The sequence below is a fragment of the Inhella sp. genome (assembly GCF_027532025.1).
GTDB lineage: Bacteria > Pseudomonadota > Gammaproteobacteria > Burkholderiales > Burkholderiaceae_C > Inhella.
The window spans coordinates 1-25003 of the sequence record NZ_JAPZSY010000044.1 but is presented as its reverse complement, the minus strand read 5'-3'; the positions used below and the strand labels follow the sequence as shown (position 1 = coordinate 25003).

Here is a 25003-nt window from a genome sequence, read left to right as displayed (position 1 = left end):
GATGGGCGGCGCTGGCCGTGGCCACCGAGACAATCTCGGCATGACCCGCATCACGCTCCTTGCCCTGTGCCTGTCGATGGCCACCGGCCTGCAGGCCCAAACCCCAGCCCTCTCCCTCGAACGCATCACCGCCGACCCGCCGCTGGCCGGCCGGCTGCCGCGCCAGGCCGAGATCTCGCCCGGCGGGCACTGGGTCAGCCTGTTGCAGCCCTCGCAAGCCGACAGCGAGCAGCTCGAGCTCTGGGCCCGACCCACCGCCGGAGGCGCGCCACGCCGGCTCGTCGCCGCGGCCGATTTGCTGGGGGGCGCGGCCCAGGTGCTGAGCGAGGCCGAGAAGATGGCGCTGGAGCGCCGCCGCATCAGCGAGCGCGGCATCACCCAGTACCAATGGTGCGGCAAGGCCGACGACCGCCTGCTGTTCCCCTTGTCGGGCGACCTCTACCAAGTCCGCCTGACCGACGCCGGCCCCGTGGCCCAGCGCCTCACCCACAGCCCCGACCAACCCAAGCAAGACCCGCGCTGCAGCGCCGACGGCCGCCGCGTGGCCTACGCCATGGGCGGCCACCTGTGGGTGCAAGCGTTGGACGGCGGCCAGCCGGCGCGCGCGCTGACCCCAGACGGCGGCGCCACGCTGACACCCACCGTGAGCTGGGGCCTGCCCGAGTTCATCGCCGCCGAAGAGTTCGACCGCCAGCGCGGCTTTTGGTGGTCGGCCGACGGCACGCAGCTGCTGGCGCTGCGCGTCGACGAGGCCCGCGTGGGCCTCAAGACCCGCGCGCAGATCTTTGCCGACCGCACCACGCTCACCGAGCAGCGCTATCCCGCGGCGGGCGAGGCCAACGCCGAGGTCACGGCCTGGCGCATCGACGTCGCCACCGGCCAGCGCCAAGCCCTGCCGCTGCCCAAAGACGCCGAGTACCTGGTGCGCGCCGGCTGGTTCCGCGACGGCACGCCCTGGCTGCAGTGGATGCCGCGCGACCAAACGCGACTGACGCTCACCGAGTTCACCGCCAGCGGCCCGCGCGAGCTGCTGACCGACACCGACCCTGCCTGGGTCGAGGCGCACAGCGACCTGATGGAGCTGCCCGGCGTCCTGCGTTCGGGCCGGCCGGCGCTGCTGTGGTCGTCCGAAGCCAGCGGCCGCCGCCAGCTGCAGCTGGTGGACCGCGTCACCGGCGCGCGCACGGCGCTCACCAACCTGCCCGAGCCCGTGGCCCACGCCGTGTGCACCGACGGCCAGCGCGTGGTGCTGGCCGCGGCGCTGGACCGCGGCCGCGGGCGTGACTTGTTCGTGCTGAACGCCGCCGAAGCTCAGCCCACCATCCAGCCCACCGTGCAGCCCCTGCCGGGTAGCGCCCCGCGCCAGTGGCGCGACGCCCAGGCCGACCTGGGCTGCACGCAGCTGCTGGAAACGCGCTCGGCCTTCGGCGAGCCGCCGCGCTTGAGCCTGCGCCCGGTGAGCGGCGAGGGCGCCACGCCCTTGCCCGGCAATGCCTCCGACCCCCTGCTGCGCCAAACCCTGCGCGCCCCCCAGGCCCTGGACCTGACGGCTGCCGACGGCCGCACCCCGCTCAACGCCTTCTACTTCGCCCCCCAAGGCGCGGTGAAGGGCCGCCACCCCGTGCTGGTGCTGGCCTATGGCGGCCCCGGCGCCGCCACCGTCACTTGGGCCTGGAGCCGCGACAGCGCCTGGGTCGCGCACTGGACGCAGCGCGGCTACGGCGTGCTGGCCGTGGACACCCGCGGCATGGCCCACCGCGACCGCGCCTTCACCCGCGCCCACCACCGCGCCTTCGGCCAGGTGGAGGTGGCCGACCTGTTTGCCGCCGTGCGCGCCCTGCCCAAGCTGCAGCCCCGCGTGGACCCGCAGCGCATCGGCTTCTTCGGCTGGAGCTACGGCGGCTTCCTGGCCGCCCGCGCGCTGCTGGACGCCGACACCCCCTTCGCCGCCGCCGTCGGCGTGGCCCCCGTCACCGACTGGACCCTGTACGACACCGCCTACACCGAGCGTTACCTCGGCCTACCGGAAGGGGGCAAGGCCGCGCCCTACGCTCAGGCCCACCTGCCCTCGCGCGCCAAGCTGCTGAAGCAGCCCCTGATGCTGGTGCACGGCACGGCCGACGACAACGTGCTGTTCGAGCACTCGCTGCGCCTCATCGAGGCCCTGCAGCAAGAGGGCAAAGTCTTCGACACCCTGATCTACCCCGGCAAGGCCCACGGCATCGCCGGCCGCCAAGCCCGCCTGCACCTGTACCGCAGCGTGCAGGCCTTCTTCGACCGCCACCTGAAACCCGGTAGCGCCCGATGAACACGCGCCTCGTCTACAGCACCGAGCACGGCCGCGTCTGCCCCGACTGCCGGCACGCGATGGCCACCTGCATCTGCAAGCGCAACCCGGCCGTCGTGGGCGACGGCAAGGTGCGCGTCAGTCTGGACACCAAGGGCCGCAAAGGCAAGGGCGTCACGGTCGTCAAAGGCCTGCCCCTGGCCCCCGACGCGCTCGACGCCCTGGGCCGCCAACTCAAGGCCGCCTGCGGCAGCGGCGGCACGGTGAAGGACGGCTGCATCGAGGTGCAGGGCGACCACGTGGAGAAGGTGCTCGCTTGGCTGGCGGCACGGCCGGAGGGGTGGAAGCCGAAGCGGGCGGGGGGGTGAGTTCACCGTGCTTGCGTTTGCCCGCCGCCGCAATGGGTCGGATCGAGCTCACTCAGCTCGGCGTTTCGGAGAAGACCTTCGCGCGCAAGTCGACGGCGATGGGATCAGAGTACTCGACGGTGGGCAAAACGGCGAGAAATCTGCGTATTGCACGGTACGGCAAGAGCCGATAGGGCGTGTAGACGAAACGTGAATAGCCGGGCGCCTCCACGTGGACGCGCAGGCCGTCTGGAAACGGCGAGGCAAGTTGCTGTGGGACAGCAACGTTCGCAGCCAATGCATAGGCCCTGATATCCCCTCGGTGAGCCATTTCGGCGATCGCACCTTCAAGGAATTCATAGACCTCAAAGCTGTCGCGAGGTTCAGCGCTCAGTTGGGCGCCGAGGGCCTCGATGTCACCGGCTCTGTTGATGAATGCACCGAAAGGGTGGAACCCGCCGCTTTCCGCGATCCTTTGGTGTGCGAACTGCTCGCAGTTGCGCAAGAGGGAGGCCAACGCGTCGATGGATACCGGCTGCATCTTTGAAGGCATGAGGATTCGCGGGGCAAGACTCAGTTGCGCTTAGGCAATCAGGAAGTCGCAAAGAGGTGCAACAAGCGCCACCGCCGTTCGCCGTCGCGCACCAGCTGGTGCCGCCACGGCCCCCAGGTCACGTCGGCCTCTCCAGAACCGGGCACTGTGACCGCAGGCGTCTCCCCGACCCAAGAGTCAGGCACCAAGCCGCCCCTCTCGATAAAGCCGAGAACTCGGGGGCCAGGTTTCGATTTTTGCCTCCAGCGAACCTGGCGATCCCGTGAACTGTCCGGGCAGCTGAAGCACGCGCACGCGAAGGAGCGGGGCGTTGAACAGCGGCTGGAACTGCTCGGGCAGCTCCGCGACATTCAGCACGTCGACTTGCGACAGCCGCTCCTCGAATCAAGCAGCGAACACCCGGCGATCACTGCCCGACGCTTTGCGCAGCGCGCGCCTTGTCGGTGTAGTCCTTGTAGGCCGGAATGGAGACGGCAGCCAGTATGCCCACAACGGCGACGACCGGAATCATCCAGCCCAGCACCTTGACCCCCAGGGTGTTGGCCGGCGGCGGCGCGCCGAACCGGTTCGCGCCTGGGGTGCCGCGCAGAACGAACCAGATCAGACCGATCAGTGGAATGAAGTAGGTCAGGGCCCACCAGCCGCTGCAGTCAGCGTCATGGCAGCGCTTGATGCAGGACACCGCGCTGAACCAAAGGAATATCGCGAAGGAAGGAATCATCAACAGCCCTGCCGCCTCGCCCAGGGTGGCAGCGAGCAAGGAAACAACGCCGACCACGGCGTAGAACACAAAGGTTGCCCCCATGTTGTAGGCCAGCAGGCGCAAACGCCCGATACGGCCTCGGGCTGAGAACAGCTTCAGCTCGCCCACGCCTTCAAAGGCATGGACGTCGTCCACACGGGCTTGCGGTGCGGCGTAGGGATTGAGGGCGGGTTCAGTCATCGTGTCCTCCTTGGACTGGGGTAAAAAATCAGAGCCATCCGGCGCGCTTGACTTGGTGGTACCGGTTCACCAGGGTGGAGGCCAGTTGTCGGGGCTCGACGTCCACCGACAGGCGGTCGCGGCCCACCACGCGTTTGAAGGCGTCTTGACGGGCCTGCGCCAGCAGGTGCGCGCTGGCCACTGCCGTGGCGTCTTCGGGCGTGTCGATCGCCTGGTCGGCAATGCGCGCCAGCGCCGTCTCGCGCAGGCTGGCCAGCAGCACCAGATGGCGGCGGCGCAGCAGTTGCAGCGCGGGTTGCAACTCGGGCGCGTCTTCGTCCCGGAAGTTGGTCAGCACGATCACCAGGGAGCGCCGCGTCAGGCCGCGCGAAAGGGCCTCCGCAGCGGCCAGGTAGTCGGAGTGCTGGTTGCTGGGCTGCAGATCGTGCAAGTGGTTCATGAGCGCATTGAGCGTGGCCTGTCCCTTGCGCGGTGCGAAGCAGCGGTCTTCGCCGGGCGCGGCACCGAAGGTCTGGGCGCCGACCTCATCGCCTTCCGTCAGCGCGACGTAGCTGAGCAGCATCAGCGCGTCCAGCGCGTCGTCAAAGTGGCTGTTCTCGCCACGGCTTACGCCTTGTTCGTCGGCACGCATGCGTCGGCCGCAGTCGAGCAGGAACATCACGCTTTGGTCGCGCTCGTCCTGGTACTCGCGCACCACGGGTTTGCGCTGGCGCAGCGAGGCCTTCACATCCAGGTGGCGAAGGGGGTCGCCGCGTCGGTATTCGGCGAGTTGGCGGAAGTCGGTGCCCTGGCCACGCTGGACAAAGTTCTTGATGCCGATTTGCTGCAAGCGGCGGTCGCCACTGAGCCAGGCGTAGCGCGCCAGCGCCGAGAAGTTGGGGTAGACGCGCAAGCGCTGCTCCTCGCCCAGGCGCTCGCGCCACTCAAAAAGGCCGGCGCGGCTGCGCCACAGCACTTGGGTCAGGCCCACGCTCACCACACCGCGCTGACGCGCCGTGGCCTGGAACTGCAGGCTGCTGCGGCTTTGCGCCGCCACGCGCAGGCTGCGGGGCAGGCCCTCGAAGTCAAACACGGGGTCGAGGTCGTCGAAAACCGCCACGCGCCAGTCGAGTGGCCCCGGATTGACGAGATCCAGTTGCAGCGGTGTCGCCACCCCGATGGCAAAGGCCGCGGGCAGTCGCCGCTCCACGCGCACGGCGGCAGCCGCCCACAGGCGCAGACTGCGCCAGAGGTCGAAGCCGGCCAGCAGCAGCAGCGCCAGCAGCAGGCCGCCCATCCCCTTGACCACCACGGCGAGGGGTGCGCCCAGCAACAGCAAGGCCGCCGTGACCAGCGCGAGCAGTGCCAACCCCGCAACGCTGGCGCGCGTGGGCAAAACCACGCGCTTCAAAGCCTGGGGGCTTCCACGCTGGCCAGCAAGGCCTGCAGCAACTCGTCCGGGTCGCGGCCTTCAATCTGCGCGTCGGGCGAGAGCATGACCCGGTGGCGCAACACTGCGAGCGCCTGGGCGGCCACGTCGTCGGGCGTGACGAAGTCGCGCCCATCGAGCAGCGCCATGGCGCGCGCAGCGCGCAGCAAGGCTAGGCTGCCGCGCGGCCCGGCACCTGCGTCAAGACCCGGCCAATTTCGTGTCGCACGCGCGACACGTACGGCGTAGTCGATCACCTTGGCATCGGCGTGCACTTGCCCGCACAGGCGCTGCAGCTCTTGCACCTGCACCTCGTCGAGCACCGGCTGCACGGCGTCCAGCGGCAGCTCGTGGCCGACACGGCCGCTGGTGGCGAGCTGCACGATGGCCGCCTCTTCCTCGTGATTGGGGTACTGGATGCGAATCTTGAGCAGGAAGCGGTCGAGTTGCGCCTCGGGCAAGGGGTAGGTGCCCTCGGTATCGATCGGGTTCTGGGTCGCCATCACCATGAAGGGTTTGGGCAGGGACAGGGTCTCGCCTTCCAGCGTGGCCTGGTACTCCTGCATTACCTCCAAGAGTGCGCTCTGGGTCTTGGCCGGCGCGCGGTTGATTTCGTCGGCCAACAGCAGGTTGGTGAACACCGGGCCCTTGCGCACGCGCAGGCGGCCGAGGCCGCTGCCGGTGTCGTCCAGCACGCTATGGCCGATCACGTCGGCCGGCATCAAGTCGGGCGTGAATTGCACGCGTGCGTACTGCAGGTGCAGCGCCTCGCTGAGCGCGCGCGCCAGCAAGGTCTTGCCCAGGCCCGGCACACCCTCAACCAACACGTGTCCGGACGCCAGCACCGCCACCAGCATCTGCTCCACCGCCTGCTCCTGGCCGACCACGGCCTTGCCCACCTCGCGGCGCAGGCGTTGGAGCCACTGGGAGGCGAGTTGAAGTTGCTCGGGCGAGATCATGGTGCGGGGTCCTTGCGAAGGGTTCGTTGGAGACGGCGGCGCGCGGTTTCAAGCAGCAGCAGCTGGCTGGGCAAGCGCGCACGGGTGCAGTAGCGCTCGGTGAGCGCGACCGCAAGGTCGTGCGCCGGCAGATCGGTGGCCGCCGCGATGGCCTGCGCGCGCTCGGCCATGGCGAGGCGCGCGAAGCCGTGCAAGCGGCGTGTTGCCAAGTCGTTGAGGGCGCGCTGCTCGGCTGCCAGCAGCGCTTCGGGGCTGCCGCGCCGCAGGTAAGCAGCCAGGCCGTGCACCTGCTCGGCCACCGAGCGCCGCAGGCGAGGGGCGCTCGGCTGCAGCGGCCCGAAGCGCACGGCCGCACGCCACAGCCAAAGGCTCAAGGCCAGGAAGCCGATGACGATGGCGATCCACGCTTGCTGCCACAACCAGGGCAGCAAGGCCTCGCGCTTCTCGTGGAGGTAAACCCAAACCGTGGCGCCGGCTTCGGCCTGAACGGCAGCGGCCAGCAGCAACGGGTGGTCACAGCGCAGCGCTTCCCCGTTCATGAAGAGCGCGTTGCTGGCCTCGAGTGTGGTCACGCTGCCCTGTCCGACGCGCACGCGCAGGGCTGGGGTTGACCACAGGCTGGTGCCGTCGGCCTCGGCGGTCGTGCGGAGCTCATGCGTCAGCGTCCACTCGGGGGGCTGTGACGACGGCCCGGGCGTGACGCGAAGGCTTTTGAACAGCCGCACGGATGGGCCGCAGGCGGTCAGTTCCGCCTCACTGCCCCACAGCGGCGGCGCGGTGTGCAGCGGCTCGCGCCGGTCCTTGATGGCCTTGAGAAATGCCTTGGCCTCCTCGGGCGAACCAAAGTCAGGCATTGTTTCCGGTTCCGAGGGCTCTACCGGCCGCTTTGCCTGCGCTCGATGGATCTCCGCTGTCTCGACCGGCACCCAGCGCAACAAGTTCGACGCCTGCCAATCGGCATCGAGCGTCAGCACCAAATGCCCCCCTTGCTGTACCCAGCGCTCGAGTCGCGTCGGCAAGGTCGGGTTCAACGCCCAATCGCCCGATAACAGCACCAACCTCGCCCCCGGTGGGGGCAGCACGTCGAGCGTCTCATGGTGCGAAGCCCGCAGGCCGAGTTCGCGCATCAGCAGCTCGAAAGCAAACACGGGGTTGTCGCGGGCCTCACCCTGCGCCGGGCGCTCGCGCTCGGTCTCGACCCACTCGGTTCGGGTGGTGAGCCACCAGCCGCCCAGACCGATGCCAAGCAGCACCAGCAGGCGAATGAGCCAGTCGCGCTTCATGGCCTCGGGTCGTCCGGCAGGTGCAGCGCAAAGCCCTGGCAGAGCGCCTCCATCTGCGCCGACTCCACCGGGCGCTGGGCATAGGCAACGGCCTGCCAGCTCGACACCAGTTGCCGCAGAAACACCTGGGCCGACGCGCCGAGGCGCGGCGCGGCAAGCGCCAGGCATTCGCGCTCGGTACTGGCGGCTCGAATCGGCACGCCGTGGCCGTGCACCAGGCGCGAGAGCGCACCCCGGTAGAGCAGCGAGAGGGCGGCGCGCGCCTCGCCGCGCTGCCACAGCAGCCAGGCCGCCGCACCCACGTCGGTCGGCAGGCTTTCCGGGCGGATGTCGAGGCTGCCGACATGGGTCGGTGCCAGCGGTGCGAGCGCTGCCCCGCCACGGCGCGCCTGGAGCCAGTCGCGCAGGCGCAGCAGCACCCACACGAAAAGCCCAGCTCCCACCAACCAGACGGCCACCCGCAGGCCGCCGGTCAGGTTCTCCATCAGACCGACCCACCAGGGGCTGGGCCGCTGCGGCTTCTCGGTCTTCTTCGTGCCTTGGGCGTCCTTGAGGCGCAAGGTCTTGGTGGTTTCGGTGCCCGGCATCAGCGGGTGCGCGGCCGCGCTGCTGGCCGCAGCGCGCACGGCCGAAGCGCTCGTGGCGGGCGGCGCCGGTTCGGCGCTTGAAAGGCCACAAACCAAAGCCAGCAGCAAGCCGCTAAAACGCACGGCGGAACTCCTGCTCGATGTCCCAGGCTTCGAGCGCGACGCGACGGTTCAGGTACATGGCAAAGCCTGCTGCCACAAAGAAGGGTTCGAGGAACAGCACCACGGCCATGTAGCTCAGCGCCAGCACCAGGTCCAGGCTCAGCAGTCCGTCTGAAGTGCCGCTGTTCCGGAATAGCCAGTCGCTGATCTCGCTGCTGCGGTTCTCCGGCGCGAACCACCAGATCAGCGCCACCAGTCCGTAGCAAAGCACGCCTTCAGCCTGCGCGAATGCGGTTTGCAGCGCAGTGGCCGCGCCGCGCTGGCCGCTCAGCAACAGGCGCACGCGGGCGCGCCGTTCGGCGCCGCGCTGGCCCTCGAGCTGCTCCACCGGCTGGGTGCAGGTGCGCCAGGGTGAGAAGCGACGCCACAGCAGCGTGCGCAGCAGGCTGCCGCCGAGCACTTGACGACGCTCGCGCCAGAGGTCGAGCCAGCGCGTGGACTCGCCGAACACTGCGCGCGCCAGAACAAAAAGCAGGCTGCGGTCCAGCCAGGGTTTGAGCCAGAAGACGACGAGCACTGGCAGCCAGCCGTGCACTTCCACCAGGCAGAGCGCCAGCACCACCACCGCCAGGTACAGCGGCGCAAAACAGCGCCATAGCGAGGCCGCGTGCGCGCGCACCAGCGCGGCTCCCAGGTCGCAGGCCTCAAACGGGCTGCGCAGGCGCAGCGCCAGGGCGAGGCCCTCAACGCGCATGAGACTTTTCCCGGCCCATGAAGAGCAGCCAACCCAGCACCAGAAGCCAGCACAGCAGGGCGACCGTGTACTTGACGCCCGGCAAGATCCACGCCGCAGGCGACCAGAAGGCCTCCACCGCAGCCGCCACGAAGAGCAGGAAGAACGCCGCGTAGACCAGCGGCACGGCAGCCAGCGCGGCGGCGCGCAGCGCATCGAGCCGGCTGCGCCGCCCGGGCGACAACCAGCCCAAGCCCAGGCGCAGCCCGGCCGCGCCGGCCAGCACGATGCCGGTCAGCTCGAACGCGGAGTGGGTGGCGACGAAGGGCCACAGGTTGTGCCCAAGCCCCACACGCTGCAGGTGGCCGAGCACAGCACCGATGGCCAGGCCGTTGTAGACCAACACGAAGGCGCTGCCCACCCCGGCCAGGACGCCGGCGCCGAAGCATCGAAAGCCGATGCCGATGTTGTTGAAGATGTAATAGCCAAACATGCCCCAGTCGTCGTCGGCGGTGCGCTCGCGCCCCATGGCTTTGTTGCCGTCGGCGTACATGCTCTCCATCTCGCGCAGCCGGCCCGCTTCCAGCAGGCGCAAGGCGAAATCGAGCTCCAGCCGGGACAGGGCAAACGACAGCAGCAAGGGCAAGGCGAAAAGCGCCAGCGCCAGCAGCACGCAGCGCCGTTCAGCGCGCACCGCACGCGGCAGCTCGATGCGCAGCAGCAGACCGAAACGGTGCAAGCCGTAGTCCTGCCGGCGGTAGACGAGCTGGTGCGCCTCGTTGGCCAGTTGTTCAAGCCGCGCCAGCAAGTGCACCGGGTAAGCGCGCGACTGCGCCAGCGCCAGGTTCTCGCAGACACGGCGGTAGCGCGCGGCGAGCAAGGCCGCATCCACCGGCTTGCCCTGCCGGGCCAGCTGCAATTGCTCGGCCAGCCCGTCCCATAGCGGGCGGTACTCGGCCTCGAAGTGAAGCGGCGTCATGTCCTGCGCCCCAGCAGCCAATGGGCCACGCCGAGCAGACGCGGCGCGGCCGGGCCAGGCGGCTCGGCCGGCAGCACCGGTGCGGCAAGCTGCGCCAGTTCCTCAAGCCGCGCCGGCGTGAGGCGGCGCGCGCGACCGGCCCAGGCCAGGATGGCCGCCTGCTCCCGCAGGTCGAGCGGTTTGGCAGGGACCAGACCCTCCGCCGCCGGCGGCGCGTCATGCACGCCCACCGGCCGTTCGTGCACCACCAGCGTGCCGGCAGCCAGGTCGCCGAGTCGCTTGCACTCCGAGTTCAGCAGCATGGAGACGATGCCAAAGCCATAGAGCAGCGGCAGAAAGTCGGCCACGCGCAGCAGGTTGCGCGTGAACGAGGCCGCCGGGGTGATGGGCAAGCCGGTGTCCATCACCACCCGAAGACCCAGCGTGCGCTTACCGGGCGTGGCCCCCCAGCGGCTCAGCTCAAACACGATGGGGTAGAGCCACTCGATGCTGAAGAACGCCACCAACAACAATCCGCGCCCCAAGCCCCCCATCGCCCCCAGCACCATGGCCAGGCCGATATACAGGCCGATGCGGATGAGCAAGTCGACCAAGAAGGCCATGCTGCGCGCTACCAGCCCGGCAGGCCGCAGCGAGAGCACGATGCCCTCGGGCGCCTCGACCCGGGCCAGGGTGTCGACCTGGCGGCTGGAGTTCGCGCTCAGAGCTGGATCACCCGCGTGTCGGCGATCGAGTCATGAAGACACTTGCGCGAGTCGCGAAAGATCAGCAGCGAGTCGACCAGGCTGTAGACGATGACAGCAACCCAATTCACGGCGGCCAAGTAGCCAATGCCATAGCGCAGTCCGAGCAAACGCCAGGCATCGGGCTTGCTGCCGTCGCTGCGCTCGATGCGCAGCTTGAAACACATCTTGCCCACCGTCTGACCGCGTGCCACCAAAAGCCAGCCCTGCACGATCAGGAAAAGGGCGAAACTGAAAAGCGTTGACAGCGGTGCAAAGCCAAGCACGCTCGTGCTGCTCGCCGCCGTTTCGGCTTCAACCCAAGTGCCTATCGCCGGGATCTGCGTCACGGCCCAATAGACCGCGAACAGCACGATGCCGTCCACGATGGCGGCCACCAGGCGGATGCCCCGCCCGGCTAGCGCACTCTCGGTGGCCGGTACATCGGCCACCTGCGCAGTAGGCGGTGCGTAACGCGGGTCGGCATGGGTCGACATACAAAGGATCCCCCTGTTTTTTGTGGCGCGCATTCTGCCGGTGCACTTGTGGGGTTTGGCCGGGCTCGCGCTTCGAGCCCCAAGCTTTGGGGTCAGGAAAACCCTAGGTTTCCGAAGGGGTCAAGGCTTGAAACGTTTCCAGCTGGCGCGAACGCCTGGGTGGGCACGGCCTGCACCGGGCCATCACGGGGTCATCGCCCTGGGTCGAGCGCCAGCGCCCTGGCCTCTGCAACAAGCCCAGCCCACGAGGGCTTGGAGGCCGTCAACACGGCAAAAGCCGCGTCATCCGCCATCGCCTCTCGCAGTCGATTCGCAACTCATGTCGCCAGGGGCCCAAGGTAACGACCGCGCTGTCATGGTCATCGACCAAGCGGACGCAAGGCAACTCGGCGACCCAAGCCCCAGGAATCACGCCGCTGGCCTCGACGAATTCGCGCACGCTCAGCACCGTCCCACCGGGGCCCGGCAACTGCGCCTCGGCCGTGCACAAAGCCGGCAAGGCCGCCAACGCGTGCACTCCGTCGGCATCGGGCACCTGGCAGGCCCAAAAGCGTCGCACCAAGTCGGCCGCCAGCGCGGCGTCGTCTTGCGGTCGCGGTGGATCGGCGCGCCAGCGCCAGTCCACCGTGGGGCCGTCGTCGCCCACGCGCTCGCCCTCGCGCACAAAGCCCAGGTCTTCCAGCAAGGCCATGCTGGGCCCGTTGGTGGGCGAGGTGATGGCCAGCAACTCGTCGCGGCCCAGCACGCGCTGGGCGTAGGCCAGGCAGGCGCGGGCGGCTTCGCGGGCGTAGCCCTGGCCGGCGTGGCGCGTGGCCAGGCCGTAGCCCAGGTCGGGCAGGGGCAGGCTGTCGCGCTTGAAGAGGCCGCACAGGCCCAGGGGCTCGGCGTCAGAGCGCCGCTCCACCAGCCAAAAGCCGTGGCCCACCTGCCAATAGGGGTCGATGAGGCGCGCTTGCGCCCAGGCGCGGGCGGCGTCGACGTCGCGCACGCCGCTGTCGCGGATGCCAGAGATCCACGCGGGTTCGTTGATCAGGCCGAGGACGAACTCGGCATCGTCAGGACGGAACCAACGCAGGCGCAGGCGGGGGGTGAGCAGCACGTCCATGGCCGAACCATAGCCGGGCCGCGATGGCGACAATGCGCCACTCCCAGTCCTTGCTGCTCCCGATGCGCTTTGCCGACCGCCTGAACGCCGCCACCCGCGACTCCCTGCTCTGTGTGGGCTTGGACCCCGACCCGAGCAAGTTCCCTGGCGACTGGCAGGGCGACGCGCGGCGCATCGCCGACTTTTGCTGCGCCATCGTCGACGCCACGGCCGATCTGGCCGCGGCCTTCAAGCCGCAGATCGCCTACTTCGCCGCCGCCGGCGCCGAAGACCAACTGCTGCGCGTCATCCGTCACATCCGCGCCAAGGCGCCACAGGTGCCCGTGGTGCTGGACGCCAAGCGCGGCGACATCGGCGCCACCGCCACCCTGTACGCCCGCGAGGCCTTCGAGCGCTTCGAGGCCGACGCCGTGACCCTGTCGCCCTACATGGGCTTCGACACCATCGAGCCCTTCCTCTCTTGGCAAGACCGTGGCGTGTTCGTGCTCTGCCGCACCAGCAACCCGGGCGGCGACGACTTCCAAATGCAGCGCTTGGCCGACGTGGACGGGCAGCCCCGCCTGTTTGAAGAATTGGCCCGGCGCGCGCAAACCGAATGGAACCGCATCGAGGGCCAGGTGGGCCTGGTGGTGGGCGCCACCTACCCGCGCGAGCTGGCCCGCGTGCGCGAGCTGGCCCCCACCGTGCCGCTGCTGGTGCCCGGCGTGGGCGCCCAGGGCGGCGATGCCGTGGCCACCGTGCAGGCGAATGGCCAGGGGTCGGTGCTGGTCAACAGCAGCCGCGCCATCTTGTACGCCGGCCGCCAACGGACAGACTTTGCGGAACAAGCCCGCGCCGTGGCCCTGGCCACGCGCGACCAACTGCAGGCCGCCCGGTGACGCCACCCCCCGGGGCCGAAGACGCCCACACCCAGCCCCTGCTGCCTGCGCAAGGGCCGGTGGAGCTGCTGTTCCTGTTGTTCCACGGGGATGGCGCGCACGCCGGGCAAATGGACGGCCTGGCCCAGGCCCTGCGCGCCCAGTACCCGCAGGCCGCCGTCGTGGCCCTGAACGCGCCCCAGCGATTGCCCAGCGCGGCGGTGGAAGGCCATCGGTGGTTCGATGCCGACGGCACCGACCCTGCCGCCGCACTGGCGATCGCCCTGCCCGGCTTCATCGCCACCGTGCGAGCTTGGGCGCAGCGCTACGACTTGTCCTGGGAGCGCGTGGCCTTGGCCGGGTATTCGCAAGGCGGACAAATGGCCTTGGAGGCCGTGTTGACCGAGCCCGCCCTGGCGGGGCGCGTGCTGAGCTTTGGCGCCGCGCCCTTGGGCCGCCCGGTCAGCGCCCCCGAGGGTTGCACCTTGCACCTGCTGCACGGCAAGCAAGACGACGTCGTGCCTTACGCCCACGTGGTGGATGCCGCCCAAGCCTGGTTGGCCCTGGGCGCGGACATCACCGCCGATGTGCTGCCCCACGTGGGCCACGCGCTGGCGCCCGCCTTGGTGGAGCGCGCCCTGCAGCAATTGCGCACCTTCATCCCCGCCCGGTTATGGCGTGAAGCGGTGATGACCGCCGCCGAGATGGACCAAGCCGACGCACGCGCGCTCCAACCCGAGCGCCCGCCCGGCCCGGTGCACTGAGCTCAGGTCTGCCCCGGCATCAACCACTGCCGGCGCGCGCCCATCACCAAGTTGGGGTACTCCGCCTTGCCACGGCTGCCGTTGTAGCGCCCCAAGGCCATGAACAGGTTGCCCCGCTCGAGGTCCAGGTAGTGCCGCAGGATGACGCAGCCAAAACGCAAGTTCGTCTGCAAATGGAACAGCTTGGCCACCTGTCCATTGCCAATGAGCCGCGCCCAGAACGGCATCACCTGCATGTAGCCCCGGGCCCCCACGCTGCTGATCGCGTACTTGCGAAACCCACTCTCCACCTGGATCAGGCCCAGCACCAGGGCCGGCTCCAATCCGGCACGCTTGCATTCGTACCAGAGGGTCTCCAAAAACTCGATGCGCGTCTGACGCTCCGGCTTGCGCCGCCGCAGCCGCTCGCCCATCTCGCCCAACCAGTTCAGGTAGGCGAGGCGGTCTTCGATGCGGTCGTGCCGCCATTTCGGCGGTGCGCGCTCGCTGACGGCCGCGTTCAGCGCCGAGCGAACGGAGTCGGCCAGCGGCTCTTCCAACTGCGCACCGGCGTGCGCGGGCCGGAGAACACCCCCAGCCCCCAGCGCGCCTGCGGCCAGCAGCCAGCCCCGCCGCTTCACGCGCGCCTCCACGCCAGGAGGGCTTCCAAAGGCAAGCGCCAGCCTCGCGCAGCCGCCCCGGCGCTCAGAGCGGCCAGCGCGACCCAGGCCATCGCGGCCGCCAGCGTCAACTCGGCGGGGGATGGCTGCCAAGCCGCCGCGGGGCCCGCCAAGGCCAGCACGATCAGCAAGGAACTGCCGATGTACATCGTCAACGTGTTGCGCCCCGCATGCACCAACCACGCAGGCCAGCGCACCCGCAGCAGCAGCCAAGGCACCCAGGCCGCCAGGGTCAGCGGCCCCAGCCAGGTCATGGCCAGGGTGCCGACGGCCGCCATGCCGACCGACTGGTGCAGCTCGACCACGACCCACACCCCGTACACCAGGTTCAAGACCAGCATCAGCCCCGCCCAGCGCGCCGCCCGCGCCCACCACGGGCGCCAGCGGCGGTGGTGCAAGAGCCGCAGCCGGCCGGCGATCAGCCCCAGGCTGACCACGGCCACCACGCCCGGCCCCATGAACAACAGCGCCCAGGGCAGGGTCCCGAAGAAGCCGCTCGCCCCCAGCCACCACCATTCCGAACCTGTCGAAGCCGTCACCAAGCGGGGCCCTGTCGTGGGCTCCCCGAACCCCACGAGGAAGCCCAACGCCAGGGACAGCAGCACCAGGGCACTGCCCACCGCCGTCCAAACCAGCGTCCAACGCAGCAATCGCGGCCAACGCCAGCGCCGGGCCCCCTGCATCCACAGCCCGACCAGCGCGTATTGGTGCACGATGTCGCCCTGGTACAGCAAACCGCCGTGTGCCAGCCCAACCCCGAGCAGCCGGCGCAGCCGCTGCCGTGGCGCCCGCGCCCAGCCCATGCTGTAGCCGAACAAGAACATCAACAAGGCAATCCCCTTGCCCTGAAGCAGAGTCGCCACAGCCAACACGGCAGCGCTGTCCCACCAAGGGGCCCCGGCCAAGCTGCTGAAGAAACCCGCGTCGGGCAGTTCGGCATAGGTCAAGGCGTTGACGACCACCACCGGCAACAGGGCCAGCGCACGCATAGCGTCCACCGCCGCCACCCGGGACGGGAATCCGGGACTGGGCGTCAAGCCTTCAGACGCGCCTTCACGGCGGCCACCACCTCGGCCAAGGGCAGGTTTTGCGCCGCCGCATCGCGTCGACCTTGCACCTCCACCACGCCCTCCTTCAAGCCGCGGTCGCCCAGCACCACGCGCTGCGGCACGCCGACGAGTTCCCAATCGGCAAACATCGCGCCTGGGCGCTCGCCACGGTCGTCCAGCAGCACGTCCACCCCCTCGGCCTGCAAGGCGGCGTAGAGCTTGTGCGCCTCCTCGCGCACGGCCTCGCTGCGGTCCATGCCAATCGGGCAAATCACCACCTCGAACGGCGCCATGCTGACGGGCCACACGATGCCGCGCTCGTCGTGCCCCTGCTCGATCGCCGCACCCAACAGGCGCGTGACGCCGATGCCGTAGCAGCCCATCTCGAAGTGGCGGGGCTTGCCGTCCTCGGCCAGGAAGGTGGCGTTCATCGCCTCGGAGTACTTCTTGCCCAGGTAGAACACATGGCCCACCTCGATGCCGCGCTGAATGGCCAGCACACCCTGCCCGTCGGGCGAGGGCTCGCCAGCGACGACGTTGCGGATGTCGGCCACGAGGTCGGGCTCGGGCAGGTCGCGACCCCAGTTGACGCCCGTCAGATGGTGGTCCATTTGGTTGGCACCGCACACGAAATCGCTCATCGCAGCCACGGTGCGGTCGGCCACCACCCTCACGCCCTTCAACCCGACGGGACCCAAGTAGCCCGGCTTGCACCCGAAGTGCGCCTCGATTTCACCCACAGTGGCAAAGCGGAAACCGCCCTTCAGCCCCTCGACCTTGCCGGCCTTGACTTCGTTCAGTTCGTGGTCCCCGCGCACCAGCAGCAGCCACACCTGGGTGGCCGTGATGTTGCCGTGCTCGTCCAGCGTGTCGGTGGCCAGCACCAGGCTCTTCACGGTTTGCGTCAGCGGCAGACCCAGCAAAGCGGCCACGTCCGCGCAGGTGCTCTTGCCCGGGGTGGGTGTCAGCGCCAAAGCCTGGGACGGGGCGGCACGCGGTGCGCTCGGAGCCAGGGCCTCGGCCAGTTCGATGTTGGCGGCGTAGCTGCTGGTGGGGCAGTAGACGATGGCGTCCTCGCCCGTCTCGGCGATGACCTGGAACTCGTGCGAGCGATCACCGCCGATGGCGCCGGTGTCGGCCGCCACCGCCCGGTACTGCAAACCCAAGCGGTCGAAGATGCGGCCATACGCGGCGAACATCGAGTCGTAGCTCTTGCCGGCCGCTTCGGCGTCGCGATCGAAGGAGTAGGCATCCTTCATCGTGAACTCACGCCCGCGCATCAGCCCAAAGCGGGGCCGGCGCTCGTCGCGGAACTTGGTCTGGATGTGGAACAGGTTCTTCGGCAGTTGCTTGTGGCTGCGCAACTCTTGGCGGGCGATGTCGGTGATGACCTCTTCGCTCGTTGGCTGGATGACGAAGTCGCGGCCGTGGCGGTCCTTCACGCGCAACAGCTCGGGCCCCATCTTGTCAAAGCGGCCCGTCTCTTGCCACAGCTCGGCCGGCTGCACCACGGGCATCAGCAACTCCACCGCCCCGGCGCGCACCATCTCCTCGCGAATGATGGCCTCCACCTTGCGGATCACCCGCAGGCCCATGGGCATGTAGTTGTAAATGCCAGCGCCCAAGCGCTTGATCATGCCGGCGCGCATCATCAGCTTGTGGCTGACGATCTCCGCATCGGCGGGGGCTTCCTTGAGCGTAGAAATGAGGAACTGAGAGGCTTTCATGGGCGATGCGGTCGGCAAAAGGCAAAACGGGCCTGCCGCGCCACACAGCAAGCCCGTGTCGGAACCAGGGTTTCACTGCCCCGCGCCATGCACCCGTCCGGTGCACAATCGAGACAGTTCATCATTCGAGGTTGATTATGCTCGACCGAGAAGGCTTCAGGCCTAACGTCGGCATCATCCTGCTCAATCACAAAAACCAGGTGTTTTGGGGCAAGCGCATTCGCACCCACTCCTGGCAGTTTCCGCAAGGCGGCATCAAGTACGGCGAGACGCCTGAGCAGGCGATGTACCGCGAGCTCCACGAAGAGGTGGGCTTGCGCCACGAGCACGTGCGCATCATTGCGCGCACGCGCGACTGGCTGCGCTACGAAGTGCCCGACCACTACATCCGCCGCGAAGCGCGCGGTCATTACAAGGGCCAAAAGCAGATTTGGTTCTTGCTGCAGTTGGCCGGGCGCGACAGCGACCTGAACCTGCGCGCCACCGACCACCCGGAGTTCGACGCCTGGCGTTGGAACGACTACTGGGTGCCGCTGGAGGCCGTGATCGAGTTCAAGCGCGGCGTCTACCAAATGGCCCTCAACGAATTGGCGCGTTTCCTGCCGCGGCACGGCCAAGCGCACCACAACCGCTTCCTGCGCGCGGGCATGCGCCCGACCCAGGCACGAACGCCCTACGGCGCCATTGCCGAGTCCGACCACGCTCAAGACCTGGCCGCCCAAGCGAGCGCCCCCGTGCCCCCCCCGAAGGACGAGGTCAGCGGCTGAGGACCAAGTTGTCGCGGTGGATCAACTCCGGCTCGGCCACATAGCCCAACAGGCCTTCGATCTCTGAAGACGCCCGGCCCGCCAGCAAGCGCGCCTCGGCGCTGGCGTAGTTGCTCAGGCCGCGCGCCAATTCGGCGCCATCGCCTCCGATCACGGCGATCACATCGCCTCGGTGGAAATCGCCCTGCACCTCGCTCACCCCCACCGGCAGCAAGCTGCGCCCCTGCTCGCACAGGGCCCGCTGGGCCCCAGCATCCACCGTGACGCGGCCGGCCAGTTGCAGATGGTCGGCCATCCAGCGCTTGCGAGCGGCATGCTTTCCACTCGTCGCCCGCAGCGCCGATCCGATCGCCTCGCCAGCGCGCAAGCGCAGCAGCACATCGGGCTCCCGCCCGTACGCGATCACCGTGTGCGCACCGCTGCGAGCAGCCCGCTGCGCCGCCAGCACCTTGGTCAACATGCCACCTCGCCCAAGGGCCGAACCCGCTCCGCCGGCCATCGCGGGCAACGCCGGATCGTCGGCCAGCGCCTCCCGCACCAAGGTGGCGGCCGGGTTGCTGCGCGGGTTGTCGTTGTAGAGGCCTTGTTGGTCGGTCAGGATCACCAGCGCGTCCGCATCCAACAAGTTGGTCACCAAGGCCCCCAAGGTGTCGTTGTCTCCGAACTTGATTTCGTCGTTGACGACGGTGTCGTTCTCGTTGATGACCGGCAACACACCCGCGGCCAGCAGGGTCGTCAGCGTGGAGCGGGCATTCAGGTAGCGCTCGCGGTGCGACAGGTCGGCGTGCGTGAGCAGCACTTGCGCGCTGGGCAGGCCATGGGCCCGGAGGTGGGTCTCGTACATCTGCGCGAGACCCATCTGGCCCACGGCAGCGGCAGCCTGCAGGGCATGGAGCTCGCGCGGCCGCTCGCGCCAGCCCAAACGCTTCATGCCTTCGGCAATCGCACCGCTGGAAACCACCACCGACTCCACCCCTCGTTGGCGCAACAGCGCCAACTGACGGCACCAATCGCCGATGGCGCGAGCGTCCACACCCCGCCCCTCGTCGGTGACCAAGCTGGAGCCCACCTTCACCACGATGCGCGTGGCACCGTCCAACACCCCTGCCATCGAACCCCTTCGACCCTTACTCAGGCCTCGTCAAACCTTGGATCGTGCTCCTTGGCCGGGGGCACTTTTTCAGCCTTGACGTGCTCGTAGATGGCCCGAAGCAGGTCTTCGCAACCTTCGCGCGTCAGGCCCGAAATGGTGAACACCCGGCCTTTCCATTTGAAGCGCTTGACGAAGTCCTTGATCTTGGCCTCACGCTCCTCAGCGTCGACCATATCCACTTTGTTGAGCACGAGCCAACGTGGCTTGTTGTAGAGCGCTTCGTCGTATTTCTTGAGTTCGGCCACGATCGCCTTGGCCTCGGCCACCGGGTCGACGTTGTCGTCCAGGGGCGCGAAGTCCACCAAGTGCAGCAGCAAGCGAGAGCGCTGCAAGTGGCGCAAGAACTGATGCCCCAAGCCGGCCCCCTCGGCAGCGCCCTCGATCAAGCCTGGGATGTCGGCCATCACAAAGCTTTGTTCAGGCCCCACGCGCACCACGCCAAGGTTGGGGTAAAGGGTGGTGAACGGGTAGTCGGCGATCTTGGGGCGAGCGTTGGACACCGCAGCGATCAGCGTCGACTTGCCGGCATTGGGTTGTCCCAACAGGCCCACATCGGCCAACACACGCAGCTCCAGCTTGAGCGACTTGGACTCACCCGGCCAGCCCGGCGTCTTCTGCCGCGGCGCGCGATTGGTGCTGGTCTTGAAGTGCAGGTTGCCAAAACCCCCGTCGCCACCCTTGGCCAACAGGATGCGCTCGCCGGGCTCCAACAACTCGCCCACCACATCGTCGGTTTCGACATCGCGAATGATGGTGCCCACAGGCATGCGCAGCACGATGTCATCGGCCGCCGCCCCGTTGCAGTCGGAGCCGCGTCCGGCCTCGCCATTGCGCGCTTCGTGGCGGCGCGCATAACGGAAGTCGATCAAGGTGTTGAGGTTCACGTCGGCCTGCGCCCAAACGCTGCCGCCGCGACCACCGTCGCCCCCATCCGGCCCGCCGAAGGGGATGAACTTCTCGCGCCGGAAGCTGGCGCAGCCGGAGCCCCCGTTGCCGGCGGCCACGTCAATCGTCACTTCATCCACGAACTTCATGCATCCCTCCTGGCCGAACCGATGGCGCCATCGTAGGCGCCAGAAAAACAAAAAGCCCCGCCTGGGCGGGGCCTGTTCACGGATGGACGCCTGATCAGGCAGCCGTGACCGTGACCGTGTGACGACCCAGAGGGCCCTTCACCGCGAAGCTGACTTGCCCATCCACCAGCGCGAACAGGCTGTGGTCCTTGCCCATGCCGACATTGGTGCCAGCGTGGAACTTGGTGCCGCGCTGACGCACGATGATGGAGCCGGCGGGCACCACTTGCCCACCGAAGACCTTCACGCCAAGCATCTTGGGCTTGGAATCGCGACCGTTTCGCGTTGAGCCGCCGCCTTTTTTCTGTGCCATTGCTGACTCCTGCGCTTAGCCGTTGACCGCGCTGATGGCCAGCTCGGTGTAGGTTTGACGATGACCTTGGCTCTTCTTGTAGTGCTTGCGACGGCGCAGCTTGAAGATGCGCACTTTGTCGTGCTTGCCATGAGCCACGACCGTGGCCTTGACCGTGGCACCCGTCACCAAGGGCGTGCCGACTTTCAGCTCGGCGCCGTTGCCAACGGCGAGCACCTGGTCGATCACGATCTCTTGGCCAACGTCCGCAGCAATCTGTTCTACCTTGATCTTTTCGCCAGCAGCAACCTTGTATTGCTTGCCGCCGGTTTTTATGACCGCGTACATGTTTGACCTCGCTAAATGAAGTGCCGCCCACTCGACAAGAGAAACGGCCCGCTCTTCGCCAACGCAAAGAGCCCAACACTCTAGCACAAACCCGAAGCGATCGACAAGTTGCCGGCGCAGCGCAATCCGCCCTGAGGGCGGTGCTCTCTATACTGCTGGCTTTCACTGTCTACGCCTTGCCCGTGCCCACGACCGCCAGCGCTGATGCCCACGCCGACACCCTGGCCGCCCTCAGCGCCGACATGCACGAGGTCGATCAAGTCATCGCGCGGCGTTTGCAGTCCGATGTCGCCCTGGTGAACCAGATCGGCGCCTACATCGTGCACGCTGGCGGCAAACGCATGCGCCCCAAACTGCTGCTCATGTTCGCCAACGCCCTGGGCGATCCCCGCGGCCAAAGGCACGAGTTGGCCGCCGTGGTGGAGTTCATCCACACTGCCACGCTTTTGCACGACGACGTGGTGGATGAATCGGCCTTGCGCCGAGGCAAGCAAACCGCCAACGCCATGTTTGGCAATGCAGCCAGCGTCTTGGTGGGCGATTTCTTGTACAGCAGGGCCTTCCAAATGATGGTTGGCTGTGGCCGCATGCGCGTTCTGGAAGTGCTGGCCGACGCCACCAACGTCATCGCTGAAGGCGAAGTGCTGCAGCTGATGAATGTGCACGACCCCGACACCACGGTCGACCAATACCTGCGCGTCATCCGCTACAAAACGGCCAAGTTGTTCGAGGCCAGCGCCCGTCTGGGCGCTTTGATCTCCGAACAAGGCGAGGTCATGGAAAACGCCGCCGCTGCGTACGGCCGGGCCATGGGCACAGCCTTCCAATTGATCGACGACGCGCTGGACTATGACGGCAGCGCTGAGGTGCTGGGCAAGAACGTGGGGGACGACCTGCGGGAGGGCAAGCCAACCTTGCCGCTCTTGTTGGCGATGCAGCGGTGCTCCACCGCCGATCGATCCCTCATCCGCGAGGCGATTGTGAACGGCGGCGGCGACCGGCTGGGCGACATCGCCCGCGTCGTCCAGGCGTGCGGCGCCCTAGAAGCCACTCGGGAGGCCGCAGCGGTGGAGGCGGAGCACGCCATCCAGAGCATCCGCGGCTTGCCAGCCAACCCTTGGACGAAAGGTCTGCTAGACTTCGCGGCTCGCTCGGTGGAGCGCCTGACCTGAAGCGGTTGTTGGCCCACCACGCAACGCAAGGCCGGTGGCCTGCGGTTTGCAGCGAAATCGGGGTGTAGCTTAGCCTGGTAGAGCGCTACGTTCGGGACGTAGAGGCCGGAGGTTCGAATCCTCTCACCCCGACCAGGGCTGTTTTGGCGCCATATGTGCGTTTCTCCGCACAGTTCCGGCGTCCGCCGGTGCAGGTCGGGCGTTTTCGATTTACACCCGGTAATCTATAGGCGATGATACCTATTTGAGTTAATCCAGAGAACCATGGCCGCTGTCGACACCGCTATCAATCAACCGCCGTCCATGGCCTTACCCGGCTTGGGCCGAGCGCTGGTGATGGCCGGAAAATTGGGGCAGAAAGCTGCCGAAGACATTTTTCGCAAGGCCCAGAGCAGCCGCACCAGCTTTATCGCTGAATTGACAGGTTCGGGCGCGGTATCCGCGTTCGATCTGGCCCACACCATGTCAACGGCTTTCGCGGCTCCTTTGCTCGACCTGGAGGCCATCGACGTACAGCGTCTTCCCAAAGGCCTTCTGGACGCCAAGATCTGCGCTACCTATCGAATTGTTGTCCTCAGCAAGCGCAATAACCGCCTGATCGTCGCAACCGCAGATCCCTCCGACCAGGAGGCCGCAGAGAAAATCAAGTTTTCCACCCAGATGGGGGTGGATTGGGTCATTTCCGAGTACGACAAGCTGTCCAAGCTGGTGGAGGCCTCCAGCACCACGGCTGCCGAAGCCATGGAAAGCATCATCGGCGACGACTTCGAGTTCGATGAATCGAGCACCGAAGCCTCGGCTGAAGACAGTGAAGCCAGCGTTTCGGAGGTTGAGGATGCGCCCGTCGTCAAGTTCCTGCAGAAAATGCTGCTTGACGCTTTCAGCATGCGGGCGTCCGACCTGCATTTCGAGCCGTTTGAGCATACCTATCGTGTCCGGTTCCGGGTCGACGGAGAACTGCGAGAAATAGCATCGCCACCGGTGGCCATCAAGGAAAAACTGGCGGCGCGCATCAAGGTGATTTCAAAGCTGGACATCTCGGAAAAGCGTGTGCCGCAAGACGGCAAGATGAAGCTGAAGATTGGCCCGGACCGCGTTATTGATTTCCGGGTCAGCACTTTGCCCACCATGTATGGCGAAAAAATCGTCATCCGTATTCTTGATCCGAGTAGCGCCAAGCTGGGTATTGACGCCCTGGGCTATGAGGCGGTTGAAAAAGAGCGTTTGCTCCACGCCATCCAGCGGCCGTATGGCATGGTGCTGGTGACGGGACCCACAGGCTCAGGCAAAACCGTGTCCCTTTACACCTGCCTGAATATTCTCAACAAGCCGGGCGTCAACATCGCTACGGCGGAAGATCCGGCCGAAATCACCTTGCCGGGCGTGAACCAGGTCAGTATGAACGACAAGGCCGGCATGACCTTCTCGGTCGCGCTCAAGGCGTTCTTGCGGCAGGATCCCGACATCATCATGGTCGGTGAGATCCGGGATCTTGAAACGGCCGACATCGCGATCAAAGCCGCGCAAACCGGCCATATGGTCATGTCGACGCTGCACACCAACGACGCGCCGACCACACTGACGCGTATGCGCAACATGGGCATTGCGCCTTTCAATATTGCCTCCAGCGTGATTCTGATCACCGCTCAGCGCTTGGCCCGCCGTCTTTGCCCCAATTGCAAAACGCCTGCGGACATCCCGCGTGAGACCTTGCTTGAAGCAGGTTTCAAGGAAGAGGATGTGGACGGTTCGTGGACGCCTTACCGCCCGGTAGGTTGTTCGATGTGTACGAATGGTTACAAAGGTCGGGTCGGTGTTTATCAGGTCATGCCTATTTCCGAGGAGATTCAGCGTATCGTCCTTCGCGACGGCAGCGCCCTGGAAATTGCAGCTCAGGCGGAGGCCGAAGGCGTGAAAAGCCTGCGGGTGTCGGGTTTGTCCAAAGTTAAACTCGGCATGACTTCGCTGGAAGAGATTCTGGGCTGCACCAATGTTTAACCCGGTGCATCCAGAAGCCGGCACGTGGCGGCGTGACCATCCTGATGGCGCGCGCTGAAGCTGTCCATACAACGAGAAAGCATCATGGCAACTGCAGTATCCAAGGGCGTTAAGGAATTTGTTTTCGAATGGGAGGGCAAGGACCGGGGCGGCAAGCAGGTTCGGGGTGAAATCCGTGCCGCGGGCGAGAACCAGGTCAAGTCTTCGCTGCGACGGCAGGGCGTATTGCCCACCAAGATCAAGAAGCGCAAGATGCGTTCCGGCAAGTCCATCAAGCCCAAGGACATTGCCATTTTTACCCGCCAACTCGCCACCATGATGAAGGCGGGTGTGCCGCTGCTTCAGGCGTTTGACATTGTTGGCCGCGGCAATCCCAATGTCAGCGTGACCAAGCTGCTGAACGATGTGCGCACCGACGTGGAAACGGGTACGTCCCTCAGCGCGGCTTTTCGCAAGTACCCGATGTACTTCAATGCGCTGTATTGCAACCTGGTGGAAGCCGGCGAGGCCGCCGGTATTCTGGAGTCCTTGCTGGATCGCCTTGCGATCTACATGGAAAAAACCGAGGCAATCAAGTCCAAGATCAAATCGGCCCTGATGTATCCCATTTCGGTGGTGGTTGTGGCCTTTGTGGTGGTG

At 67.1% G+C, this 25003-nt stretch carries 26 protein-coding genes and 1 tRNA gene; 9 read left to right on the top strand and 18 right to left on the bottom strand.

What is annotated here, in order from left to right; translation table 11 throughout:
* Positions 1-40: 40 nt before the first annotated feature.
* Positions 41-2308 carry an alpha/beta fold hydrolase gene (locus tag O9335_RS07615; protein WP_298385981.1) on the top strand — a complete coding sequence of 756 codons (2268 nt, stop codon included), beginning with the start codon at positions 41-43 and terminating at the stop codon, positions 2306-2308.
* A complete protein-coding gene (locus O9335_RS07610; protein WP_298385978.1) occupies positions 2305-2655 on the top strand; it encodes a translation initiation factor Sui1 in 351 nt (116 codons plus the stop codon). The genes O9335_RS07615 and O9335_RS07610 overlap by 4 nt, the downstream gene beginning before the upstream one ends.
* 52 nt (positions 2656-2707) lie before the next feature.
* Here the strand turns inward: O9335_RS07610 and O9335_RS07605 are convergent, their stop codons facing one another.
* The 11 genes from O9335_RS07605 to O9335_RS07555 all read right to left on the bottom strand — a co-directional run bounded on the left by O9335_RS07605 (position 2708) and on the right by O9335_RS07555 (position 12505).
* A complete protein-coding gene (locus tag O9335_RS07605) occupies positions 2708-3187 on the bottom strand; it encodes a hypothetical protein (protein WP_298385975.1) in 480 nt (159 codons plus the stop codon).
* Between the two features lie 406 nt (positions 3188-3593).
* Entirely contained in the window at positions 3594-4130 is a 537-nt protein-coding gene (locus O9335_RS07600; protein WP_298385972.1) for a DUF805 domain-containing protein, read from the bottom strand.
* A gap of 28 nt (positions 4131-4158) precedes the next feature.
* Positions 4159-5511, bottom strand: coding sequence for a DUF58 domain-containing protein (locus O9335_RS07595; protein ID WP_298386013.1), 1353 nt, complete (start codon positions 5509-5511; stop codon positions 4159-4161).
* Positions 5512-5516: 5 nt separating this feature from the next.
* Positions 5517-6497 carry a MoxR family ATPase gene (locus O9335_RS07590; RefSeq protein WP_298385970.1) on the bottom strand — a complete coding sequence of 327 codons (981 nt, stop codon included), beginning with the start codon at positions 6495-6497 and terminating at the stop codon, positions 5517-5519.
* Complete coding sequence (locus O9335_RS07585) at positions 6494-7780, bottom strand: DUF4350 domain-containing protein (protein ID WP_298385967.1); 1287 nt, start codon at positions 7778-7780, stop codon at positions 6494-6496. The genes O9335_RS07590 and O9335_RS07585 overlap by 4 nt, the downstream gene beginning before the upstream one ends.
* A complete protein-coding gene (locus tag O9335_RS07580; protein WP_298385964.1) occupies positions 7777-8490 on the bottom strand; it encodes a DUF4129 domain-containing protein in 714 nt (237 codons plus the stop codon). The genes O9335_RS07585 and O9335_RS07580 overlap by 4 nt, the downstream gene beginning before the upstream one ends.
* Positions 8480-9223, bottom strand: a complete 744-nt coding sequence (locus O9335_RS07575; protein WP_298385961.1) for a hypothetical protein — start codon at positions 9221-9223, stop codon at positions 8480-8482. The genes O9335_RS07580 and O9335_RS07575 overlap by 11 nt, the downstream gene beginning before the upstream one ends.
* Entirely contained in the window at positions 9213-10181 is a 969-nt protein-coding gene (locus O9335_RS07570; RefSeq protein ID WP_298385958.1) for a stage II sporulation protein M, read from the bottom strand. The genes O9335_RS07575 and O9335_RS07570 overlap by 11 nt, the downstream gene beginning before the upstream one ends.
* Positions 10178-10822, bottom strand: a complete 645-nt coding sequence (locus O9335_RS07565; RefSeq protein ID WP_298385956.1) for an RDD family protein — start codon at positions 10820-10822, stop codon at positions 10178-10180. The genes O9335_RS07570 and O9335_RS07565 overlap by 4 nt, the downstream gene beginning before the upstream one ends.
* Positions 10823-10881: 59 nt before the next feature.
* Positions 10882-11400, bottom strand: a complete 519-nt coding sequence (locus O9335_RS07560) for an RDD family protein (RefSeq protein WP_298385954.1) — start codon at positions 11398-11400, stop codon at positions 10882-10884.
* A gap of 262 nt (positions 11401-11662) precedes the next feature.
* Complete coding sequence (locus tag O9335_RS07555; RefSeq protein WP_298385949.1) at positions 11663-12505, bottom strand: GNAT family N-acetyltransferase; 843 nt, start codon at positions 12503-12505, stop codon at positions 11663-11665.
* 62 nt (positions 12506-12567) lie between these two features.
* On the opposite strand from O9335_RS07555, the gene pyrF reads away from it, so the two are divergent.
* Positions 12568-13383 (top strand): orotidine-5'-phosphate decarboxylase, encoded by an 816-nt coding sequence (pyrF, locus tag O9335_RS07550; protein ID WP_298385946.1) that lies wholly within the window; start codon positions 12568-12570, stop codon positions 13381-13383.
* Positions 13380-14126: a dienelactone hydrolase family protein gene (locus O9335_RS07545; RefSeq protein ID WP_298385943.1), complete on the top strand. Its 747-nt coding sequence runs from the start codon at positions 13380-13382 to the stop codon at positions 14124-14126. The genes pyrF and O9335_RS07545 overlap by 4 nt, the downstream gene beginning before the upstream one ends.
* Before the next feature lie 2 nt (positions 14127-14128).
* Here the strand turns inward: O9335_RS07545 and O9335_RS07540 are convergent, their stop codons facing one another.
* Genes O9335_RS07540 through O9335_RS07530 form a run of 3 tightly spaced genes read right to left on the bottom strand, consistent with a single transcriptional unit; the run spans position 14129 to position 17561 of the window.
* Complete coding sequence (locus O9335_RS07540; RefSeq protein ID WP_298386010.1) at positions 14129-14728, bottom strand: lytic transglycosylase domain-containing protein; 600 nt, start codon at positions 14726-14728, stop codon at positions 14129-14131.
* 14 nt (positions 14729-14742) lie between these two features.
* Positions 14743-15822, bottom strand: coding sequence for a hypothetical protein (locus tag O9335_RS07535; protein WP_298385940.1), 1080 nt, complete (start codon positions 15820-15822; stop codon positions 14743-14745).
* The gene (locus O9335_RS07530; RefSeq protein WP_298385938.1) at positions 15819-17561 is read right to left on the bottom strand and encodes a proline--tRNA ligase; all 1743 of its coding nucleotides are present in this window, start codon (positions 17559-17561) and stop codon (positions 15819-15821) included. Before O9335_RS07530 ends, O9335_RS07535 begins: the two co-directional genes overlap by 4 nt.
* A 137-nt stretch (positions 17562-17698) precedes the next feature.
* Here O9335_RS07530 and O9335_RS07525 point away from each other — a divergent pair, with 137 nt between their 5' ends.
* Positions 17699-18328 (top strand): RNA pyrophosphohydrolase, encoded by a 630-nt coding sequence (locus O9335_RS07525; RefSeq protein ID WP_298385936.1) that lies wholly within the window; start codon positions 17699-17701, stop codon positions 18326-18328.
* Here the strand turns inward: O9335_RS07525 and proB are convergent.
* The 4 genes from proB to rplU all read right to left on the bottom strand — a co-directional run bounded on the left by proB (position 18318) and on the right by rplU (position 21194).
* Entirely contained in the window at positions 18318-19439 is a 1122-nt protein-coding gene (gene proB / locus O9335_RS07520; protein ID WP_298385933.1) for a glutamate 5-kinase, read from the bottom strand. The genes O9335_RS07525 and proB overlap by 11 nt on opposite strands.
* A 20-nt stretch (positions 19440-19459) precedes the next feature.
* Positions 19460-20515, bottom strand: a complete 1056-nt coding sequence (gene obgE, locus O9335_RS07515; protein ID WP_298385930.1) for a GTPase ObgE — start codon at positions 20513-20515, stop codon at positions 19460-19462.
* Positions 20516-20609: 94 nt separating this feature from the next.
* Positions 20610-20867 (bottom strand): 50S ribosomal protein L27, encoded by a 258-nt coding sequence (gene rpmA, locus O9335_RS07510; protein ID WP_298385927.1) that lies wholly within the window; start codon positions 20865-20867, stop codon positions 20610-20612.
* A 15-nt stretch (positions 20868-20882) separates the two neighbouring features.
* Positions 20883-21194 (bottom strand): 50S ribosomal protein L21, encoded by a 312-nt coding sequence (gene rplU / locus O9335_RS07505; protein WP_298385922.1) that lies wholly within the window; start codon positions 21192-21194, stop codon positions 20883-20885.
* Positions 21195-21436: 242 nt separating this feature from the next.
* On the opposite strand from rplU, the gene O9335_RS07500 reads away from it, so the two are divergent.
* The 4 genes from O9335_RS07500 to O9335_RS07485 form a co-directional block, all read left to right on the top strand.
* Positions 21437-22366, top strand: coding sequence for a polyprenyl synthetase family protein (locus tag O9335_RS07500; RefSeq protein WP_298386007.1), 930 nt, complete (start codon positions 21437-21439; stop codon positions 22364-22366).
* 58 nt (positions 22367-22424) lie between these two features.
* A tRNA-Pro gene (locus O9335_RS07495) sits at positions 22425-22501 on the top strand.
* 129 nt (positions 22502-22630) lie between these two features.
* Positions 22631-24364, top strand: a complete 1734-nt coding sequence (gene pilB / locus O9335_RS07490) for a type IV-A pilus assembly ATPase PilB (RefSeq protein ID WP_298385919.1) — start codon at positions 22631-22633, stop codon at positions 24362-24364.
* Positions 24365-24448: 84 nt separating this feature from the next.
* Positions 24449-25003, top strand: a 555-nt coding sequence (locus O9335_RS07485; RefSeq protein WP_298385916.1) for a type II secretion system F family protein, incomplete at its 3' end; no start/stop codon positions are given.

Excerpts from the sequence above, each read along its gene's own strand:
- pilB (WP_298385919.1), top strand. The coding sequence starts at position 22,631 with ATGGCCGCTGTCGACACCGCTATCAATCAACCGCCGTCCATGGCCTTA.
- O9335_RS07525 (WP_298385936.1), top strand. The coding sequence starts at position 17,699 with ATGCTCGACCGAGAAGGCTTCAGGCCTAACGTCGGCATCATCCTGCTC.
- O9335_RS07560 (WP_298385954.1), bottom strand. The coding sequence starts at position 11,400 with ATGTCGACCCATGCCGACCCGCGTTACGCACCGCCTACTGCGCAGGTG.
- O9335_RS07585 (WP_298385967.1), bottom strand. The coding sequence starts at position 7,780 with ATGAAGCGCGACTGGCTCATTCGCCTGCTGGTGCTGCTTGGCATCGGT.
- pyrF (WP_298385946.1), top strand. The coding sequence starts at position 12,568 with ATGCGCTTTGCCGACCGCCTGAACGCCGCCACCCGCGACTCCCTGCTC.
- O9335_RS07575 (WP_298385961.1), bottom strand. The coding sequence starts at position 9,223 with ATGCGCGTTGAGGGCCTCGCCCTGGCGCTGCGCCTGCGCAGCCCGTTT.
- O9335_RS07600 (WP_298385972.1), bottom strand. The coding sequence starts at position 4,130 with ATGACTGAACCCGCCCTCAATCCCTACGCCGCACCGCAAGCCCGTGTG.
- rplU (WP_298385922.1), bottom strand. The coding sequence starts at position 21,194 with ATGTACGCGGTCATAAAAACCGGCGGCAAGCAATACAAGGTTGCTGCT.
- O9335_RS07530 (WP_298385938.1), bottom strand. The coding sequence starts at position 17,561 with ATGAAAGCCTCTCAGTTCCTCATTTCTACGCTCAAGGAAGCCCCCGCC.
- O9335_RS07590 (WP_298385970.1), bottom strand. The coding sequence starts at position 6,497 with ATGATCTCGCCCGAGCAACTTCAACTCGCCTCCCAGTGGCTCCAACGC.
- obgE (WP_298385930.1), bottom strand. The coding sequence starts at position 20,515 with ATGAAGTTCGTGGATGAAGTGACGATTGACGTGGCCGCCGGCAACGGG.
- O9335_RS07570 (WP_298385958.1), bottom strand. The coding sequence starts at position 10,181 with ATGACGCCGCTTCACTTCGAGGCCGAGTACCGCCCGCTATGGGACGGG.
- O9335_RS07500 (WP_298386007.1), top strand. The coding sequence starts at position 21,437 with ATGCACGAGGTCGATCAAGTCATCGCGCGGCGTTTGCAGTCCGATGTC.
- O9335_RS07615 (WP_298385981.1), top strand. The coding sequence starts at position 41 with ATGACCCGCATCACGCTCCTTGCCCTGTGCCTGTCGATGGCCACCGGC.
- O9335_RS07610 (WP_298385978.1), top strand. The coding sequence starts at position 2,305 with ATGAACACGCGCCTCGTCTACAGCACCGAGCACGGCCGCGTCTGCCCC.
- proB (WP_298385933.1), bottom strand. The coding sequence starts at position 19,439 with ATGGCAGGGGTGTTGGACGGTGCCACGCGCATCGTGGTGAAGGTGGGC.
- O9335_RS07605 (WP_298385975.1), bottom strand. The coding sequence starts at position 3,187 with ATGCCTTCAAAGATGCAGCCGGTATCCATCGACGCGTTGGCCTCCCTC.
- rpmA (WP_298385927.1), bottom strand. The coding sequence starts at position 20,867 with ATGGCACAGAAAAAAGGCGGCGGCTCAACGCGAAACGGTCGCGATTCC.
- O9335_RS07555 (WP_298385949.1), bottom strand. The coding sequence starts at position 12,505 with ATGGACGTGCTGCTCACCCCCCGCCTGCGCCTGCGTTGGTTCCGTCCT.